The 18,330-nt window shown below is 71.8% G+C and carries 19 protein-coding genes and 1 other RNA gene; 9 read left to right on the forward strand and 11 right to left on the reverse strand.

Going from position 1 to position 18,330, the window contains the following annotated elements; translation table 11 throughout:
- Positions 1–82: 82 nt before the first annotated feature.
- Complete coding sequence (locus AC1DWR_RS10540; protein ID WP_477615168.1) at positions 83–3,460, reverse strand: pyruvate carboxylase; 3,378 nt, start codon at positions 3,458–3,460, stop codon at positions 83–85.
- A gap of 306 nt (positions 3,461–3,766) precedes the next feature.
- On the opposite strand from AC1DWR_RS10540, the gene AC1DWR_RS10545 reads away from it, so the two are divergent.
- Positions 3,767–4,348, forward strand: a complete 582-nt coding sequence (locus AC1DWR_RS10545; RefSeq protein ID WP_477624374.1) for a hypothetical protein — start codon at positions 3,767–3,769, stop codon at positions 4,346–4,348.
- A gap of 20 nt (positions 4,349–4,368) precedes the next feature.
- Here AC1DWR_RS10545 and AC1DWR_RS10550 read toward each other — a convergent pair whose 3' ends face one another.
- Positions 4,369–4,980 carry an NAD(P)-dependent oxidoreductase gene (locus AC1DWR_RS10550; protein ID WP_477624375.1) on the reverse strand — a complete coding sequence of 204 codons (612 nt, stop codon included), beginning with the start codon at positions 4,978–4,980 and terminating at the stop codon, positions 4,369–4,371.
- 84 nt (positions 4,981–5,064) lie between these two features.
- On the opposite strand from AC1DWR_RS10550, the gene AC1DWR_RS10555 reads away from it, so the two are divergent.
- Positions 5,065–5,484 carry a winged helix-turn-helix transcriptional regulator gene (locus AC1DWR_RS10555; RefSeq protein WP_477624376.1) on the forward strand — a complete coding sequence of 140 codons (420 nt, stop codon included), beginning with the start codon at positions 5,065–5,067 and terminating at the stop codon, positions 5,482–5,484.
- An 87-nt stretch (positions 5,485–5,571) separates the two neighbouring features.
- Here the strand turns inward: AC1DWR_RS10555 and AC1DWR_RS10560 are convergent, their stop codons facing one another.
- Positions 5,572–6,225 (reverse strand): fasciclin domain-containing protein, encoded by a 654-nt coding sequence (locus tag AC1DWR_RS10560; RefSeq protein ID WP_477615172.1) that lies wholly within the window; start codon positions 6,223–6,225, stop codon positions 5,572–5,574.
- Positions 6,226–6,489: 264 nt separating this feature from the next.
- Here AC1DWR_RS10560 and ssrA point away from each other — a divergent pair.
- Both ssrA and AC1DWR_RS10570 read left to right on the forward strand, forming a co-directional pair.
- Positions 6,490–6,856, forward strand: a transfer-messenger RNA (tmRNA) gene (ssrA, locus tag AC1DWR_RS10565).
- A gap of 153 nt (positions 6,857–7,009) precedes the next feature.
- Entirely contained in the window at positions 7,010–7,810 is an 801-nt protein-coding gene (locus AC1DWR_RS10570) for a phosphatase PAP2 family protein (RefSeq protein ID WP_477615173.1), read from the forward strand.
- Positions 7,811–7,849: 39 nt separating this feature from the next.
- Here the strand turns inward: AC1DWR_RS10570 and AC1DWR_RS10575 are convergent, their stop codons facing one another.
- From AC1DWR_RS10575 to AC1DWR_RS10600, 6 genes are all read right to left on the reverse strand, one after another.
- Positions 7,850–8,473 (reverse strand): hypothetical protein, encoded by a 624-nt coding sequence (locus AC1DWR_RS10575; RefSeq protein WP_477615174.1) that lies wholly within the window; start codon positions 8,471–8,473, stop codon positions 7,850–7,852.
- Between the two features lie 51 nt (positions 8,474–8,524).
- Complete coding sequence (locus AC1DWR_RS10580) at positions 8,525–9,235, reverse strand: RibD family protein (protein ID WP_477615175.1); 711 nt, start codon at positions 9,233–9,235, stop codon at positions 8,525–8,527.
- The gene (locus tag AC1DWR_RS10585) at positions 9,232–10,266 is read right to left on the reverse strand and encodes a lysylphosphatidylglycerol synthase transmembrane domain-containing protein (RefSeq protein ID WP_477615176.1); all 1,035 of its coding nucleotides are present in this window, start codon (positions 10,264–10,266) and stop codon (positions 9,232–9,234) included. The genes AC1DWR_RS10580 and AC1DWR_RS10585 overlap by 4 nt, the downstream gene beginning before the upstream one ends.
- Before the next feature lie 215 nt (positions 10,267–10,481).
- Positions 10,482–11,564 (reverse strand): glycosyltransferase family 4 protein, encoded by a 1,083-nt coding sequence (locus AC1DWR_RS10590; protein WP_477615177.1) that lies wholly within the window; start codon positions 11,562–11,564, stop codon positions 10,482–10,484.
- The gene (locus AC1DWR_RS10595; protein ID WP_477615178.1) at positions 11,561–11,959 is read right to left on the reverse strand and encodes a 6-pyruvoyl trahydropterin synthase family protein; all 399 of its coding nucleotides are present in this window, start codon (positions 11,957–11,959) and stop codon (positions 11,561–11,563) included. The genes AC1DWR_RS10590 and AC1DWR_RS10595 overlap by 4 nt, the downstream gene beginning before the upstream one ends.
- Before the next feature lie 3 nt (positions 11,960–11,962).
- Complete coding sequence (locus AC1DWR_RS10600) at positions 11,963–12,946, reverse strand: zinc-dependent alcohol dehydrogenase (RefSeq protein ID WP_477615179.1); 984 nt, start codon at positions 12,944–12,946, stop codon at positions 11,963–11,965.
- Between the two features lie 143 nt (positions 12,947–13,089).
- Between AC1DWR_RS10600 and AC1DWR_RS10605 the strand changes: the two genes are divergently transcribed.
- The 3 genes from AC1DWR_RS10605 to AC1DWR_RS10615 all read left to right on the forward strand — a co-directional run bounded on the left by AC1DWR_RS10605 (position 13,090) and on the right by AC1DWR_RS10615 (position 16,082).
- Positions 13,090–13,896 (forward strand): CDP-alcohol phosphatidyltransferase family protein, encoded by an 807-nt coding sequence (locus AC1DWR_RS10605; RefSeq protein WP_477615180.1) that lies wholly within the window; start codon positions 13,090–13,092, stop codon positions 13,894–13,896.
- The gene (locus AC1DWR_RS10610; protein WP_477615181.1) at positions 13,893–15,572 is read left to right on the forward strand and encodes an alkaline phosphatase family protein; all 1,680 of its coding nucleotides are present in this window, start codon (positions 13,893–13,895) and stop codon (positions 15,570–15,572) included. The genes AC1DWR_RS10605 and AC1DWR_RS10610 overlap by 4 nt, the downstream gene beginning before the upstream one ends.
- Before the next feature lie 120 nt (positions 15,573–15,692).
- Positions 15,693–16,082 carry a hypothetical protein gene (locus AC1DWR_RS10615; RefSeq protein WP_477615182.1) on the forward strand — a complete coding sequence of 130 codons (390 nt, stop codon included), beginning with the start codon at positions 15,693–15,695 and terminating at the stop codon, positions 16,080–16,082.
- 47 nt (positions 16,083–16,129) lie between these two features.
- Here AC1DWR_RS10615 and AC1DWR_RS10620 read toward each other — a convergent pair whose 3' ends face one another.
- Positions 16,130–16,501 (reverse strand): thioredoxin family protein, encoded by a 372-nt coding sequence (locus AC1DWR_RS10620; protein WP_477615183.1) that lies wholly within the window; start codon positions 16,499–16,501, stop codon positions 16,130–16,132.
- Positions 16,502–16,503: 2 nt separating this feature from the next.
- Complete coding sequence (locus tag AC1DWR_RS10625; RefSeq protein WP_477615184.1) at positions 16,504–17,130, reverse strand: SIMPL domain-containing protein; 627 nt, start codon at positions 17,128–17,130, stop codon at positions 16,504–16,506.
- 23 nt (positions 17,131–17,153) lie between these two features.
- Between AC1DWR_RS10625 and AC1DWR_RS10630 the strand changes: the two genes are divergently transcribed.
- Positions 17,154–17,849 (forward strand): class I SAM-dependent methyltransferase, encoded by a 696-nt coding sequence (locus AC1DWR_RS10630; RefSeq protein ID WP_477615185.1) that lies wholly within the window; start codon positions 17,154–17,156, stop codon positions 17,847–17,849.
- Positions 17,849–18,313, forward strand: a complete 465-nt coding sequence (locus tag AC1DWR_RS10635; protein ID WP_477615186.1) for a hypothetical protein — start codon at positions 17,849–17,851, stop codon at positions 18,311–18,313. Before AC1DWR_RS10630 ends, AC1DWR_RS10635 begins: the two co-directional genes overlap by 1 nt.
- The last annotated feature ends 17 nt before the right edge of the window (positions 18,314–18,330 follow it).

Here is an 18,330-nt window from a genome sequence, read left to right on the forward strand (position 1 = left end):
TTCTTGACCGCGTGCTCTTCGACCGTAACCCCAAATCGATATCACCGCAGGTCAGGGGCATGGCAGGGGCGTGGGAAAGCCCCTAGCCGAGGACGAGGAGGAGGTCGCCGCCCTCCACCTGCTGCTGCGGGCCGATGGCCAGCCGCTGGACCGTCCCGGCCACCGGTGCCGTGATGTTGGCCTCCATCTTCATCGCCTCGATCGTGGCAACCACCGCGCCGGCCTCGACGGTGGAGCCCTCCTCGACGGCGAGGCTGACGACCCCGGCGAACGGGGCTGCTACCTGCCCCTTCGCAGCCGGGTCAGCCTTCTCGGCCGCCTTGACGTCGACGGCGATCCGCTCGTCGCGCACCTGCACCGGACGCAGCTGCCCACCCATGGTGAACATGACGGTCCGCATCCCCCGGTCATCGGGGTCGGACACCGACTGCAGGCCGAGGAGCAGCCGCTTGCCGGGCTCGAGGTCGATCTCGTGCTCGAAACCCACCTCGAGGCCGTGCAGGAACTCGCGGGTGCCGAGGACGGCGAGGTCGGAGTAGGCATCCCGCGACTTCTCGAAGTCAGAGGTCGGGCCCGGGAACAGCAGCCGGTTGAGGGTGTGCCGCGGGCTCGCCTCGAGTGCTTCGCTGTCCTCTTCGCTGAGCTCGCTGACCCGCGGCCTGGTGGTGCGGCCCTCCAGCGCCTTGGTGCGGAACGGCTCGGGCCAGCCGCCGGGTGGGTCGCCGAGCTCGCCGGAGAGGAAGCCGATGACGGAGTCCGGGATGTCGTACTTCGTGGGGTTGGCCTCGAAGTCCGACGGGTCGGCCTTCGCGCCCACGAGGGCCAGAGCGAGGTCGCCGACCACCTTGCTGCTCGGGGTGACCTTGACGATGTTGCCGAGGATGCGGTTGGCCGCGGCATACATGTCCTCGACCTCCTCGAAGTGGTCGCCGAGCCCGAGGGCGATCGCTTGCTGGCGCAGGTTGGAGAGCTGGCCCCCGGGGATCTCGTGCGTGTAGACGCGACCGGTGGGGGAGGGCAGGCCGGACTCGAACGGGAAGTACAGCTGCCGCACCGCCTCCCAGTAGGGCTCCAGGTCGTTGACGGCGCCCAGGTCCAACCCGGTGGCGCGCGGGGTGCCGTCGGTGGCCGCGACCAGGCTCGACATCGGTGGCTGCGAGGTGGTGCCGGCCATGGCTGCGCTGGCGACGTCCACCGCGTCGACGCCCGCGTCGATGGCGGCCAGGAGGGTGGCGAGCTGCCCACCTGCGGTGTCGTGCGTGTGCAGGTGGACGGGTTGGTCGAACCGCTCGCGCAGCGCCGTGACGAGGGTGCGTGCCGCAGGAGCCCGCAGCAGGCCGGCCATGTCCTTGATGGCGATGACGTGCGCGCCGGCCTCGGCGATCTGCTCGGCCAGCCGCAGGTAGTAGTCGAGGGTGTAGAGCTTCTCGGCGGGGCTCGTGAGGTCACCGGTGTAGCAGAGCGCGACCTCGGCGACGGCAGTGCCGGTGGCCCGGACCGCGTCGATGGCGGGGCGCATCTGCCCGACGTCGTTGAGGGCGTCGAAGATCCGGAAGATGTCGATGCCGGTGCTGGCGGCCTCGGTGACGAAGGCGTCGGTCACGGCCGTGGGGTAGGGGGTGTAACCGACCGTGTTGCGCCCGCGCAGGAGCATCTGCAGCGGCAGGTTGGGCATCGCCTCCCGCAGGCGCGAGAGGCGGTCCCACGGGTCCTCGGCCAGGAAGCGCAGGGCCACGTCGTACGTCGCGCCTCCCCAGGCCTCGACGGACAGCAGCTGGGGCGTCAGCCGGGCGACGTGCGGGGCGACGTGCATGAGGTCACGGGTGCGGACCCGGGTGGCGAGCAGCGACTGGTGGGCGTCGCGGAACGTTGTCTCCGTGACCCCCACCGCCTCCTGGGCCCGCAGGGCCTCCGCGAACGCCTGGGGGCCGTGCAGCAACAACCGGTCGCGCGCACCGGGCGGCGGGGGAGTCGCGCGGTCGATCGCGGGCAGCTTGGAGCGGGGGGAGACCCGCGTGCGCCCGGGGCCGTGCGGCTGGTTGACCGTGACGTCCGCGAGGTAGGTGAGCAGCTTGGTGCCTCGGTCGGCGGGAACTCGCGCGGTGCGCAGCTCGGGGCGCTCGTCGATGAACGCGGTGGTCAGCCGGCCGGCCTGGAAGTCGGGCTCCTCGAGCAGGGCCTGGAGGAACGGGATGTTGGTCGAGACGCCGCGGATCCGGAACTCGGCCAGCGCGCGCCTGGCCCGACGCACTGCGGTCGGGAAGTCCCGGCCGCGGCAGGTGAGCTTGACGAGCATCGAGTCGAAGTGGGCGCCGATCTCGGCCCCGACGAAGATCGTCCCGCCGTCGAGGCGGACGCCCGCGCCTCCGGCCGAACGGTAGGTCGTGATCCGTCCGGTGTCGGGACGGAACTCGTTGGCCGGGTCCTCCGTGGTGATGCGGCACTGCAGCGCCGCGCCGCGGATCTGCAAGGTGTCCTGCGAGAGGCCCAGGTCCTCGAGGGTCTCGCCGCTGGCGATGCGCAGCTGGGAGCTGACCAGGTCGACGTCGGTGATCTCCTCGGTGACGGTGTGCTCGACCTGGATGCGCGGGTTCATCTCGATGAAGACGTAGCGGCCGTCGGGGGCGAGGAGGAACTCCACGGTGCCCGCGTTGACGTAGCCGATCTCCTTGGCGAAAGCGACCGCGTGGGCGCACATCTGTTCGCGCAGCTCGGGTGGGAGGTTCGGGGCCGGGGCGATCTCGACGACCTTCTGGTGCCGTCGCTGCACGGAGCAGTCGCGTTCGAAGAGGTGGATGACGTTGCCCGCACCGTCGGCGAGGATCTGCACCTCGATGTGCCGCGGGCTGACCACTGCCTCCTCGAGGAAGACCGTCGGGTCACCGAACGCGGACTCGGCCTCGCGCATGCAGGCCTCCAGCGAGTCGCGCAGGTCCTCGCGCCGCTCCACCCGCCGCATGCCGCGACCGCCGCCTCCGGCGACCGCCTTGGCGAAGATCGGGAAGCCGATCTCCTCGGCGGCAGCCACGAGGGCGTCGATGTCGGTGCTCGGCTCGGCACCCTTGAGCGTGGGCAGTCCGGCCTTCTTCGCGGCGGCGATGGCGCGGGCCTTGTTGCCCGTCAGGTGCAGCACCGAGGCCGGCGGCCCGACGAACGTCACGCCGGCATTCGCACACGCTTCGGCCAGGTCGGGGTTCTCGGACAGGAAGCCGTAGCCGGGGTAGACGGCGTCCGCACCCGCCTCGACGGCGGTGCGCACGATGCCCTCTGGGTCGAGGTAGGCCCGGACCGGGTGTCCCTCGTCACCGATCCGGTAGGCCTCGTCGGCCTTCAGGACGTGCTCGGACTTGCGGTCCTCGTAGGGGAAGACGGCGACCGTCTTGGCGTTGAGCTCGGTCGCGGCGCGGAACGCGCGGACCGCGATCTCACCACGGTTGGCGACGAGGACCTTGCTGAACACGTGACCTCCAGGGGATCGGCACCCAGGGGTGATGGGTCCGGTGAGGGGATGTGCGGCGTGCGTCCGATCCTAGTGAGGTCCCGACTCGTGAGACGGCGCGCCCGCCATGCGGACCAACCACTGCGGGTATGCCGTGTGCTCCGGGCGCGCGAAGGCGCGCGTCGCCCCGCCGCACGGCCTGCCGGACGACCGCGGTGGGGGGCTGCCTGCGGGCCCGCCCGATGGCTACGCTGGACGGGCGTGCAGGGGCCCCGGCGCAGGCGGGGCAGGCACTCCGGTGGCGTCGACGTCGAACCGAGGCGGCTCATGGCAGGCAGGCACGTGCGCAAGGCCCCCGTCGTGATCTCACGCGTGATCGCCACCGTGATGGTGTCAGCGCTGCTTCTCGCCGTGGGAGTGGTGGCCGCGACGATCTTCACGGGCGGCGAGCGTCGCGCAACCGGGGGCCCGCAGGCCCAGGCGCCCCACACCACGCGACCCTCGGCCGTCCCTACCCGCCCGACCACCCGCCCGACCCGTGACGGCTCGCCCGGTCACGCCCCGGGTGGCTCGTCGTCCCGGGCCGGGGCCGGGGGCGGAGCGGTGGTGGGTGCAGTGGATTCAGCGGGTTCCGATGACGGCGGGACGGCGCTGCCGGCACAAGCGCTGGCGCTTCCGGGCAGCTCCGGCACCACGAGCGCCGGGGGAGTGGCTCCCGTGGGGCTGCCGATCTCCCTGCCGGGAGGTGGCGCTTTGGCCCGGGGATGGCTGCAGGGCAGCGACGACGGCCGCGCCCACGGGAAGGCGCTCGGCCTCCGCGGTCGGGTGGCCACCGGCCACGGATGCCGCCCGGCACCGACCAAGGCCAAGCCCCTCAGGGCGCAGCCCGAGCCCCGTGCCTGCCGCTGAGGATGCTTGACCGGCCTCGCTCAGCTGGCTGCGGTGAAGCGCTGTCGACGGTGCCGCGGAGGCTCGAGCTCGTCGACCAGGGCGACGGCATAGTCCTCGGCACTGATCGAATCGCCCGCGGGGGTGTCGAGCGCCACGGTGTAGGCACCGGTGCGCTCGCCCGGGGCGATGACGGGCGCGGGGGAGAAGAACGTCCAGTCGAGCTCGTCGGGCGCATCCTGGAAGATGTCCAGCGCGGCGGCGCCGGCGCGTGACTCGGCGAGGTACTCGACGGGGAAGCCTGGTGAGTCGAGCAGGCGCGTGCCGTCCGGCGTGAGAAGGGAGCCGGCGCCGCCCACGAAGAGCACTCGCGCGCCGGCAGCGTGGTCGACGAGGTTCTGGACCGCTGCGAGCCACACCTCGTGGCTTCCCCCGGTGCGGCTCGGCCCGGTCGCCGACACCACGACGTCGTGGCTGGTGGCAGCCTCCTTCACGGCGGTCTCGTCGGCGAGGTCGCCGGTGGCGGCGACGGCACCGGTGGGGAGAGGGGAGCCGCTGCGCGTGTAGCCGGTCACCTCGTGGCCGCGCGAGAGGGCCTCGGTCGCGATGCGAGAGCCGATCATGCCGCTGGCGCCGAACAGGCCGATCTTCATGGGTGTGCCTTTCGTGGGGTCCGTGTTGACTGGGATGACAGTAACCATTGGTTACTGAGCACTTCAACGTGCTATAAGTACCTCATGGTTACCAAGCAGGCCACAGCGGCTGCCGAGGCTCCCGGCGCGGGACGCGGCAACGCCTTCGACCCCGACTGCCCCACCCGGGTGGTGCTCGACAGGATCGGCGACAAGTGGACGGTCCTGGTGATCGGCGCTCTGGCCGGTGGTCCGCTGCGTTTCACCGAGCTGCGTGCGCGGGTCGGTGGGGTGGCGCCCAAGGTGCTCACCCAGACGGTCCGCGCGATGGAGCGTGACGGCCTGCTCACTCGCACCGTCTTCGCCCAGGTGCCACCCCGGGTGGACTACGCCCTCACCGAGCTCGGGATCTCGCTCGGAGGGCCGATCGCCGTGCTCACGGACTGGGCCGAGACGCATGTCAGCACGATCCTCGCTGCTCGGGACGAGTTCGTGGCGCAGGAGGCGTCGGTTGCCGGAGGCTGAGGCCGCACTGCGCACGGCGGCATACCTGCACGACGTGGCGCAGCCACGGCCAGGTTGCGGCCGCGGCTGCGCCTCGCGCTGGGTCGCTCAGAGGTCGAGCGGGCGAAGCACCTGAGAGATCCCGTGGGCGATCTGACGGTTGCCCTTGTTGAGGTCGGGTGCCACGACCCAGGGGTTGCGGTCGTCGGGGTCGGCGTCCACCAGCTGCACGAAGTGCCTGCAGACCACGTCGACCTGCACGGTCCCACCCGAGGCGGTGGTGAGGGTCGCGCCGTCGGAGCGGAGGGCCTGCCGGTACGTCACCGTGGCGCCGGGGACGACGTGGTAGAGCAGCACCGCCTCCACGGTGTCGATGCCGAGCGAGGCCACATCGGCGAAGACGGCCGACTCCGAGGTGTAGCGCTTGCCGGTGAGGTCCGACGCGAGCCGGCGGAAGGCCCTGTCGGTCGGCAGGAACGCCGTGAGGGGGACGGTGCCGTCGGCCAGCACGCCCACGGCTGAGCCGGGCTTGGCGGTCAGCACGGCGGTCACCGCGTTGTCGACGATGTCGAAGTCGTTCCACTGGTGGTCGAAGCCGGAGCCGTCCTCGGCGAGGACGGCGGCCAGGCTCCGGGTGCCGGTCGCGGACGGGTCCGTGCCGTGGCCGGCCCCGTGCGCTGAGGCGGTTGGCGCGCCGGCCAGGGCGGCAGTGCCCGCGAGGCCGAAGGCGGCCACGGCGGTCATGAGACGTCGAGCGATCATGTCTGTTCCTCCAGGAATCCACTGCGGTGTGGTGGTCCCGGGCTGTGGTCACCGCGTGTCACGCGCCCGGACCCTGCGCAGGTGATTCGGCGGCGGCCGGGGACCAGATTGGACAAACCTTGGACAGATTTGCCCCGGAGAGCTCGTGCGACAGAAATGGGCGCCGAGGGAAATGCGTGAGGGGCTGTCGCTGTTGGACGGTAGGCTGGGAACAGCAACAACTGAACAGCGGTCGTGTGAACACCCCTGCACTCGCAGGAGCACGGGGGTGATCGGTTTCGACATTGGTCGGCATTTCAGGGGAAGCGGGTCGAGGATGCCTGGTTATCTCGTTAACGCTCCTGGCAAACCAATAGGTGCCGATTCCAAGCGCACCGACTTTGCCCTCGCCGCCTGAGCGAGCTCCAAAGTCCGTCAGCCTGAGCTAGTTCTCGTCTCAGTGTCTGGCGTCAACTAGAGAACTTGCTGCGTAGTCATGTCGAGGGGCTGCGCGGGACTCTTACTCGACTGGGCCTGTCAGTGGACGTGTGCGTGCGAGCACTGGGGCCGAGAAAATCCTTAGCGCACTGCACCCGGAGAAGTCCTGGTTTCCCGTCAATGGACGCGGGTTCAATTCCCGCCACCTCCACCACCGCGGTGTTCACACGGCAGTTCAGCCTCGAGGCCCGGTCGTTCGCGACCGGGCCTTCGTGGTGCCCGGGGGCACCACCCCGGCCGCGCGGCATACCGGCAATGCCGCAGGCCAGTGGGTATGCCGACTGGTCGGCTTTGCGAGGATGGCCCGATGCTGCGCGACGACACCTCGGCCGAAGAGCGGATCGGGTCCCGCGACCTGACCGACTGGCGAACCTCCCTTGGCCGCCGGCTGGCGTCGGTGGTCGTGCGCCGGGCCGTCGGGCTCGCCCGGTGGAGCGCAGCGCACGTCGTCCTGGTCGTGACCGCCCTCGTCGGTGGCGCCGCCGCCGTGGCGCTGACCGCCGCGGCGACCGAGGTCTACGAGGCGGTGGTCGACGCCGACGGAATCGCGGGGCTCGACCAACCGGTGCTCGACCAGGCGATCGCCTGGCGCACACCCGGTCTCGACCACGCGGTGACGCTCTACACCGACGTCGGCGGGCCGATCGGGATGCCGATCGTCGCGACCGTCCTGACCCTGCTCATGGTCTGGCGATGGCGGTCCCGAACTCCGTTGGTGCTCATGGTGATTGCGGCGATCGGCTCGCTCGCCATGACGACCACCGGAAAGGCCCTGATCGGCCGGGCGCGGCCGCCCCTGTCCGAAGCCGTGGCGCCCTACGAGAGCTCGCCGAGCTTTCCGAGCGGGCACACGCTGAACGCCACGGTGCTCGCTGCAGTCCTGGTCTACCTCGTCCTCCGTCGCCTCGACGCCGCGTGGGCACGCATCGTGAGCGTGGCGGTGGGTGCCGTCTTCGTCGTGACGATGGGACTGAGCCGGGTCTTCCTCGGCCACCACTGGCTCACCGACGTGGTGGCGGGGTGGGCGCTGGGACTCGCGTGGGCGGCGGCAGTGATCACGGCGCACCGCCTCTTCCTCACGGTCCGTCGTGAGACGCAAGGCCGCTGACGAATCCGATGTCGAGGACGGCACGCACGCGCCGGTGGGTCAGGCCAGGTCGGCGACCCAGTGGTCGCCCTCCTCGCGGAAACCGAGGCGCGCGTAGTAGGGGTTGACCATGCCCGGGGGCGTCACGATCTGGCGGATGCCCTTGCCCCGGAACAACCCGCTGCTGCGGTAGACGAACTCGCCGGGGGAGAAGTCGCGGAAGCGGGGCGTCACGTAGTCGAGCTCCACCTGGGCGACGCCGTCTCCGGCATCGCGCACGACGACCACCCCGACGGTCTCGTTGCCGCGCTCGACGAGATAGGCGCTGCGGCCGGTCCCGAGGTCGGCCGGGTCGAACTGGGGGAAGTACCGGGCGATGTCCTTGCCCTGGACCTTGAGGAAGTGCTGGAGGTAGGACTCGTCCGGACCGACGGCCACCACCTCGTAGACCGACTCGTCGCCGCGCTCACGCAGCAGCTTGGTGATCATCCAGACGTTGATGCCGGCGGTGACGGTGTTCATGCCGACCATCGGCCAGACGTGCAGCATCGCGTTGAAGAGGATGAGCGTGCAGCTCGCCGTGAGGTTGAGCAGCCGGAAGCGCAGGACGCGCTGCTGGAGCAGGGAGAAGATGAGCAGGGCTGAACCTGCCCACCCGAGGGCTTGGATGGACCACGACGACATGGGACGCAGTCTGCCAGTGAGGCAACGGGCGCCCGTCGACGACCTTTGTGCTCAACGGTCCCTGTCCGACCAGCTCGAGCGGAACCGTGCGGAGAGCGCGTACCGCAGGAGGGCGACGTCACCGATCTGCTGCACCTCGACGAGAGTGGCGCGGCGCTCTTCGGACCACGGGAAACGGCCGTCGTCGACGAACCTCCTTGCACCGGAGTCGCCGACGAACACCGGGGCGACCACCAGCTGGAGCTCGTCTGCCAGGTCCTCGGTGAGGAACTGGGTGAGCACCGAACCGCCACCTTCCACCATGAGACGGCGCAGGCCGCGGGTGTGGAGGTCCTCGGCGACTCCGCGGAGCCTCACCGGCTCGCCCGCATCGACAACCGTCGCCACCTCGCCAAACCGCCGCCGCACAGCGGCGGCCGCCCCGCTGGGGCAGTACACGAGCTTCTCGCCGCCGCCGGCGAGGAAGAACGCTGCGTCCGGGTCCAGATGGCCCCCGGTGGTCACCGTGACCTTGGTCGGGGACGGAGGACAGCCGCGCGCCACTCGGTCGGCGCGGCGCGCGGCGGAGCGCACGAGCAACCGAGGATCGTCCTCGCGGATGGTGCCGGCCCCGACGAGGATGGCGTCGCAGGTGGCCCGCTCGGCGTCGACGCGGTCGAAGTCGGCGGCGTTCGACAGCCGCAACCGCCCCGCTGACGCGCTGTCGAGGTAGCCGTCCATCGAGATGCTGCAGCTGAGCAGGGTGTAGGGGCGGTCGGTCACGAGCCTGTTCCCGGGCCGTCGGGGCGAGCGGAGTGCACGACGGGGACGGGGACGGAGACGAGAACGGGAACCGGGACCGCGGGGACCGCCTCCGCGAGCTGCGCCCGCGCCGGGTGAGTGCGCCCAGATTTCGCCACGAGCATCACGACCGCCCCCGGGAGGCTCGCGGCGAACACCAGCACTCCGTAGACCACGGCGGTCGACAGTCCGGCGTCGGCGCCGAGTCCGGCCGCCCCGAAGGCCCAGGCCGCCACACCTTCCCGCGGCCCCCACCCGGCGACGTTCAGGGGCACCCCCATGGAGACGAGCACGACGAAGGCGAGGGGCACGAGCCGTGCCGTCGGTGCGGTCGCCCCGGCAGTCCGGGCCGCCACGACGAACGTCAGCACGTGCCCGATGACGGCCAGCGCGGATGCCAGGACGACCAGCGGCCAGGTGCGCCGGGCGCAGAGGGCCCGGCGCAGCTCCGCCAGGGTCGCGGTGACGCGCGCGCTCACCCAGCCGGCGTCCGGTCGACGCCGGGCCAGACGCCCGACGAGGACGCCTGCCGCTCCGACCACCGCGGCCACCCACACCCATCCCAGGACGGGTCGTAGGGGAGAGGGGAGCACTGTCAACACCACGAGGGCCATTACGGCCTGCACGACCTGGCCGGCGCTGCGCTCCCAGATGACGGACCGGAGGCCCTTGCCTGTGTCGCCGTGGTGGCGGCCGAGCCGCACACCGCGGTGGACGTCCCCGAGCACCCCACCTGGGGTCGCCGTGTTGAGGAACTGGGAGCGGTAGCAGGCCGCCACCGCTGGGCGCAGCGGCACGTCCGCACCGAGCCCGGCGGCCACGAGGCTCCACCGCCAGGCGCAGCAGACCGTCGTGGCCGCCGTGAGGACCAAGGCCGCACCGAGCGACCACGCGTCGATGGCCCGCAAGGCGTGGAGCGACGAGCCGAGGCCAAGCTGCCACACGACGAACCCCAGGACAACCGCCCCACCAAGGCGCTGGGTCACCACCGAGCCGCCGACGCGCAGCGCCACCGTTGACACACCTCTCGCCCCGCGCGACCAGTCGGGGTGAGGTCCAGTCATCGCCAAGGCACGCCCCTCCAGGGTGGTTCCCACGCGGACCTGTCCCGGAGGGACATCGCCTGCACAAGCACTGACGTATGCCGCGTGGCCGGGGTTCACCTCCGCCCGTCGGCTCGAGATGCGCCGGCGGGCCCGTCGCCCGTGGGAATGGCTCACGGTGAGGGTCATGCCGCGACCTCGGCGAGCACGGAGGCGACCACTTGTGCCGTCGTCGACCACGGCGACAGCGTGGTTCGGCGTGCGCGGGCGGCAGCCCGGAGCCGAGCGCGGAGGGCAGCATCCTCGAGCCAGGACCGCACGGCCCGGCCCAGCTCGTCCGGCCCCGGCGGCACGAGCAGGCCCGGCACCGTGCCGTCGGGAGCTGTCCCCATCGCCGCCGCTACGCCGCCCACCGAGGTCGCGATGACCGGCAGGGCACGGGCCAGCGCCTCGGTGACGACGAGGCCGTACGTCTCGATCCGCGACGCGTGGACGAGCACGTCGGCCGCGGCATACGCCAGGTCGAGGTCGCGACCGGCGAGGGGACCGACGAAGGTGACCCGGTCGGCGATCCCCGCCTCGTGGCACTGCGCTCGCAACCGGGCGACGTGGTCGGGGGCGAGGTCCAGGGACCCGGCGCAGACGAGCCGCCACGGCAGGTCGTGCACGGAGGCCAGCGCGTCGAGCAGCGCGCCGTGGCCCTTGGCGGGGACGACCGCTGCCACGCAGAGCAGCTCGCCACCCGACGGGGTGCCGGCGCGAGGCGTGGCACTGTCGACTCCGGGCTGGGCCACCCGCACCCGGTCGGGAGCCAGGTCGTAGCGGTCCACCAGCCACCGCCTCGTCCAGTGGCTGGTGGTCAGGACGGCTGCGGAGGCCTCGAGGACCGCGCGCTCACCCTGCGCGGGGTCGGGTTGCTGACCCGGCGGCTGGAGGGGCTCCAGCGGGCGCGGGTGACCTAGCGGCAGGTGGACGAGCACGACGACCCGAAGCCGGTCCGTCTCCGGTACGAGCACGTCGGGCGTGCACGACGCGACCAGACCGTCGAGCAGGACCAGGGCGCCCCGCGGCAGGGCCGCCAGCTCGCCCGCGAGGGTCACGCGGGTTCGGGCGTCGGGGTGTGGCCAGGGACCGGGCACCGCATGGACCTGCACCGACCACCCGAGCGCCGAGAGCTCCGAGCAGACCCGACGGTCGTAGGTGTTGCCCCCGCTCGGCCGTGCTGGGTCCTCGACGCTGTCGGGGAGGACGACATGCACGGTGGTCACAGGGTCCGCTCGTAGCTCGCCCACGCCACCGGGGACTCGGACAGCGTCACGGTGAGGGCACCGACGCGCCGGGCGGTGTCGCCGAGGTCGCCGGCGCGGACGCGGTCGGCCAGGCGGTCGGCCACCAGACGGGCCAGGACCTCGGTCGTCGTGTTGGTGTCGCTGAGGGCCGGGTCCTCGTCCAGGTTGCGGTAGTTCAGGTCGGCGAGCACCTCGTGCAGCTGGGCCACCGCCCGACCGATGTCGACGACGATGCCGTCCTCGTCCAGGGTCTCGGCGTGAAAGGTGGCGTCGACGACGTAGGTCGCGCCGTGCAGTGCCTGGGCCGGTCCGAAGACCTCGCCGCGGAAGCTGTGGGCGATCATCATGTGGTCCCGCACGGTCACTGTGAACACGGTCTACCCCTGGTCGTAGGTGATGAGGTGACAGATCGCCGGGAGGTTTCCGTCGTGGAGCGCGGCCATGACCTGCGGCAGCTCGTCGAACGTCGACCGACCGGTGACGAGGGCGTCGAAGGCAGGGTCGCGCAGGAGCTCGAGGGCCAGGGAAAGCCTGTCGGCCGGGGTGCGGCGCGAGCGTCGGGCCGGCGAGACCATTCCGACCTGGCTGGCGCGGATGCCCAGCCGACGTGAGTGGAACACCCCCCCGAGGGCGAGCTGCACCTCACCCTCGCCGTACCAGCTGAGCTCCACCACCTCCCCCTCGGTGGCGAGCAGCTCCAGGGACAGCTGGAGGCCTTCCGAGGTCGCGCTGGTGTGCAGGACGAGGTCCGCGCCACCCCGCTCCACCCCGTCAGGCACGGCGAAGTCGACGCCCAGAGAGGCCGCCACCGCGGCACGGGACTCGTCCACGTCGACCAAGGTCGTGCGGACGCCGGGAACCTGCGCCAGCAGCCGCGCGACGCAGCACCCGACCATGCCGGCTCCCACCACGACGACCCGGTCACCGACCAGGGGAGCGGCGTCCCACAGGGCGTTGACCGCCGTCTCGACCGTGCCCGCCAGCACGGCGCGCTGGGGAGGGATGCCGTCCGGCACGACCGCGACCGCACCAACCGGCACGACGTACCTCGTCTGGTGGGGAAAGAGGCAGAACACCGTCTGGCCCACGAGATGGTCCGGGCCGTCCTCGACGACCCCGACGTTGAGGTAGCCGTACTTGACCGGCCCCGGGAAGTCGCCTTCCTGGAAGGGAGCCCGCATCGCGGCATACTGGCTCTGCGGGACGCGACCCCCGAAGACGAGGGTCTCGGTGCCGCGGCTGATCGCCGAGTACTCGGTGCGCACGAGGACCTCCGCGGGTCCGCGCGCGGGAAGGGCCGAAGGCCGGATCTCACCGACCCCGGGTTCGGCCAGCCAGTACGCGCGGGCAGCGGCGGACACGTGCCCACCCTAGCCATCGCCCTCACCTCACCACTGCGGGTTTCCCTCCAGCCGGATCGAGACCTGCAGGGGAGCAGGGACCCGTGAACGCCGGTGCAGGCTGGCCCGTCCTAGAAGTCAGACGTTGCGACAGAGGAGGTGCGGTGCGCTCGTTGCGAGCCCTCCCGGTCGGCAGCGCAGTCGCCCAGCTGGGGCTGCTCGGCACCCTTGACCGGGCGGCACACGTCGGCGCCGCAGGGGTGGGGACAGGCTTCGGGTGCGCCCTGCTCGGTGGGGCACTCCTGGCCCGGGCCCTCACCGGCCGGCGACCGCATCGCCTGGGGCCAGGCGACCATGTCACGGTGACCCGGGCCACGCTCGCGTGCGTCGTGGCGTCGCTCACCGCGCAGTCCCTTCTCGGCCAGGCGCACCTACCCGGTCACGAGCTCCCGACGGTGCTCGTCGTGATCGCGGGGGTGGCGCTGGTGCTCGACGCGGTCGACGGGTGGGTCGCCCGGCAGACCGGGACGGCGACACCGTTGGGCGCCCGGATGGACATGGAGGTGGACGCCTTCCTCATCCTCGTGCTCAGCGTTGCTGCCTCCATGGTGCTCGGCTGGTGGGTCCTGGCCATCGGGGTCTTCCGCTACGCGTTCATGGTGGCCACCTGGGTGGCGCCCTGGCTCAGCGGGGCCGTGCCACCTCGCTACTCACGCAAGGCGGTTGCCGCCCTCCAGGGCATCGTGCTCACCGTGGTCACGGCACAGCTGGTGCCCCGGGAGGTCTCCGGCCCCGTCGTCGTGGTGGCACTCACCCTCCTGGCCTGGTCGTTCGGGACGCAGGCCGCCGAGCTGTGGCCGGCTCGGCGGCAGAGGGTCGGACGGCACGGGATCACAGGTGGCGCCATCGCCTCCCTCGCCCGGCCCGTGGGTCCTGAGACCGGGAGCCAGCCCGCGAGGGTGCTCGAGTGACGCGCCCGTCGAGGAGGCGTCGCCCGGCGCGACTGGCCGGGATGATCGGCGCCGTCGCGACCGGCCTGCTCGTGTGGGTGGTGCTCGTGGCGCCCGACGACGCCATCGGCAGACCGGTGGACTGGCTGGGCCGCCTGCCGCTCGAGCCCCTCGTGTTCCTGGCGGTGGTCCTCGTGCTGCCCTCGCGGTGGCGAGAGCCGCTCGCCCTCGTGGGCGGCCTGGTGCTGGGGGTCCTCACGGTGCTCAAGCTCCTCGACATCGGCTTCACCTCGGCGTTGAGCCGACCCTTCGACGTCGTGACCGACTGGACCTACCTGCGGGACGTGTACGGCCTGGTCGACGACTCGGCGGGCCGCACCGCTGCAACGGCGGCCGTCATCGGTGCGGTCGTCCTGGTCCTCGGCCTGCTCGTGGGGTGCCCCTTTTCGGTGCGCCACGCGGTGCGGTTGCTGGATCCCCGCGTCGACCGCCATCGGCGTGGCTGGGCCACGGTCCTCGCCGTCGCGACCGGCACGTGGCTCGCGGTCGCGGTCGCCCACGTCCAGGTCGCCCCGGGCACGCCTCTCGCGGCCACGCCGGCCGTGGGGCTCGTCACGAGCCACGTGGGTCAGGTTCGCTCGGCGGTGCGCGACCACGAGGTCTTCGCACGCGCGGTCGCGAGGGACGCCTTCGCGGCGACGCCGGCCGGTGACCTGCTGTCCGGGTTGCGCGGCAAGGACGTCCTCATCGTCTTCGTGGAGAGCTACGGCGAGGTGGCGGTGACCGGCTCGCCGGAGTCGGCGTCCGTCTCGTCGACGCTGGCCAGGGGCACGAGCCAGCTGCGTTCGGCCGGCTACTCGACGCGGAGCGCCTGGCTCGACTCACCCACGTTCGGGGGCACCAGCTGGCTGGCCCACTCCACCCTCCAGTCGGGTGTCTGGGTGGACAGCCAGCGGCGCTACGACCAGCTCGTCGCCACCGACCGGCTGACCCTGAGTGGCGCCTTCGAACGCGCCGGCTGGCGCACGGTGGGCGACGTCCCCGCGAACCGCAGCGACTGGCCCCAGGGCCGGTCCTTCTACCGCTACGACCAGGTCTACGACGCGCGGAACGTGGGGTATGCCGGCCCGCAGTTCGGTTACGCGACGATGCCGGACCAGTACACGCTCAAGGCGTTCGCCGACCGGGAGCTGTGGAGAGGGGCCCGCGCCCCGGTGATGGCCGAGATCGACCTCGTGACCAGTCACGCCCCTTGGGCTCCGCTCCCGACCATGGTCGACTGGTCGTCGGTCGGAGACGGCTCGGTTTTCGGCCCCGTCCGCGCCCGGGCCCCGACGAGGGCCCAGACCTGGCGCGACCCCGAGTCGGTGCGAGCGGCCTACGCGAAGTCGATCTCCTACTCGCTCGAGAGCCTCGCGTCCTTCGTGCGGACGGTCCACGACGACAACCTCGTCCTGGTGCTGCTGGGCGACCACCAGCCCTCGACCGTGGTCTCAGGACCCGGGGCCAGCCACCGGGTGCCGGTCACCATCGTGGCGCACGACCCGGGCGTGACGCAGCGGGTCAGTGGCTGGAATTGGCAGGAGGGGATGCGTCCCGGTCCCGACGCGCCGACCTGGCGGATGGATGCGTTCCGCGACCGCTTCCTGGCGGCGTTCGGTCCGCCCGCGGACCCGCCAGTGCAACTGGACCACTGAACGCGAAGGCCACTGAAGGCGGCTACCACCGAACGCGTCGACCACTGAACGGGACCCGACCCTGAACCGTCTCCACCACCAGGACGCCCGTGCGGCGTCGGCCGGGAGAAGGAGGGCGTCATGAAGTGGCGAGCACTGGGTGCGGCCGCCCTGGTGGTGTCGGCTGCGGACCACCTGAAGCTCTGGTTCGGCGGCGTGCGCCACCAGTCGGTCGGGCCCGCCTTCCTCGTGAACGTCGTCGCCGGCGTGGTCATCGCGGTCCTGCTGCTGCGCTGGGAGCACTGGGTGCCGGCGTTCCTGACCTTGGGCTTCGGAGCGTCCACGCTGGGCGCGTTCGTCCTCGCCACGACCGTGGGCTTCATGGGGATCCACGACCGGTGGGAGGGCTTCTACGTCTTCGCGGCCGCGATCTCCGAGGTGGTCTGCATCCTGGTCGGCGGCCTGCTGCTCCTGCAGTGGTGGACGAGCAGGTCGGCCAGCCACGGCCCCTCGCTCGCGGCGCACCGCTGACGCGGGGCGGCCGATCGCCGAGCGGTGGAGCAGACGAACGCGGCGAATCAGCTCTGGGTGGCCTTCTGCGACTCGATGTCCGCGCGTACGGCGTCCATGTCGAGGCCCTGCACCTTGGTGATGACGTCCTCGAGCATGGGCGCGGGCAGCGCGCCGGCCTGGGCGAAGACGAGGATGCCGTCGCGGAACCCCATGAGCATGGGGATCGAGGTGATGTTCGCGGCGGCGGCGAGCGCCTGCTCGGCCTCGGTGTCCACCTTGCCGAAGACGACGTCGGTGTGCTTCTCCGAGGCACTCTCGAAGACCGGTCCGAACCGCTTGCACGGGCCGCACCACTCGGCCCAGAAGTCCACGAACACGGTGCCTCCCTCGAGGATCGTCTTCTCGAAGTTCTCCGCCGTCAGCGTCGTGCTTGCCATCTCTAGGTCCACTCCCATCGGACCGCGACGGTCGCGGTCACCGAGTTCTCGCCCAGCTCGACGGACAGGTCTGCCGCCTTGCCGGCTGCCATCATCGCAAACCGGGGCTGGGCTCCACCCCGATCAACATCGGACAGCCGCTCAACCTTCCCGAGCTCGCGGCCGGCCAGCGCGGCATACTGCTCCGCCTTGGCCCTGGCGTCCGCGAAGGCGGCCTCGCGAGCCTGGGCGAGCAGGGGTGCGGAGTCGGCGAGCTCGAGCCCGATGTGGTCGATCGTGAGGGCGTTGCCCGCGACGCCGGCGAAGGCCTCGACGAGGCTGCCGACGCGACCCGGGTCGCGCACCGTGACCGACAGGCTCTGGTATGCCGTGTACCCCACCACAGTGACCCCCTCGCGGTCGTGCCGCGGGTGGACGCCGGTGCCCGTCGTCCGCAGGTCGGCGTCCAGCACGCCGTGGTCGCGCGCGGCCTGGGCGAGTCCCTGCGCCCGGCTGCCTGCATCGGCGAGGGCGGACGACACGTCGTCGCCGTCGCAGCGCACTCCGGCCCTGACGCGGACCACGTCCGGCGCCGCGGACGCGGTGCCTGAGCCGGTGACTTCCACGTGTGACCCGCTGTGTCGTGTCATGCGTTCAGCCTAGGCTGGAGCCGATGAGCACTCCTGGACCTTCCACAGATGTGATCCGCCGCTACTGGGACGACTTCGCCGCCGAGTACGACACCTACCCCGACCACGGGCTGCTCGACTCCGACATCCGCGCCGCGTGGAAGGACCTGCTGCGCACCTGGCTGCCGACGACGCCTTCGCTGGTGGCGGACCTGGCCTGCGGCACGGGCACGATGAGCGTGCTGATGGCCGAGATGGGCCACCAGGTGCGAGGCATCGACCTGTCACCGGAGATGGTGCGGCGAGCGGTGGCCAAGGCTGCACCGTTCGGGTCGGCCATCGAGATCGCGGCGGCGGACGCGAGCGAGCCGCCCTTCGAAGCGGGTTCGTTCGACGTGGTCTTCGCCCGTCACATCCTGTGGACGCTTCCGGACCCCACGGAGGCGCTGCGTCGATGGGCCACCCTGCTGAGGCCCGGCGGCAGGATGGTGCTCGTCGAGGGGCGCTGGGGACTGGAGGCTGCCGACGGCAAGCCGGACCTGCCCTGGCGTGCCGGCGTGCCATCCGACGAGCTCGCCGCCGTCGTCCGCGAGCTGGTCGGGGAGACGGTGGTGGTGCAGCTGACCGACACCGTCTTCTGGGGTCGCGAGATCGAGCACGAGCGCTACCTGCTGCGCGCGATGTCCCCGACAGCGGCCCCCGCAGCTGCCCCGACGGCGGCCCCGACGGCGTCGGCCTGATGCGGGCCCGGGCGCGGCGGGTCAAGGTCGTCGGCTGGGCGCTTGCCGCGCTCGCGGCACTCATGCTGCCGTGGACGGCCTACCTGTTCGTGGCGTTGCCCGGCACCGCGCCGGCAGCGCACTTCGACCTCGCGTGGGGCGGCTTCGACGTGGCGCTCCTGGTCCTGCTGGCCGCGACCGGGTGGGCGGCGCTGCGTCATGCGCGCTGGCTCGGCGCCGTCGCGGGTGCCACCGCGGCGCTCCTCGCGACAGACGCGTGGTTCGACGTGGTGACAGCGCCGACGCCGAGCGAGCGGTGGGTCGCCCTGGCGATGGCCGTGGTCGTCGAGCTGCCGTTGGCGGTGGTGTGCGCCTGGCTCGCCGTGAGGGGGCAGGAGCTCGTCGAGCAACGGCTGGCCCTCGGCCTGCGGCGCCGTCGCGTCGCCGGCCACGATTCGGCACCGGTTCGGCGTACCCCGCGGTAATCGGGAGAATGCCGACC

Source organism: Pedococcus sp. P2_E2, from assembly GCF_056403955.1.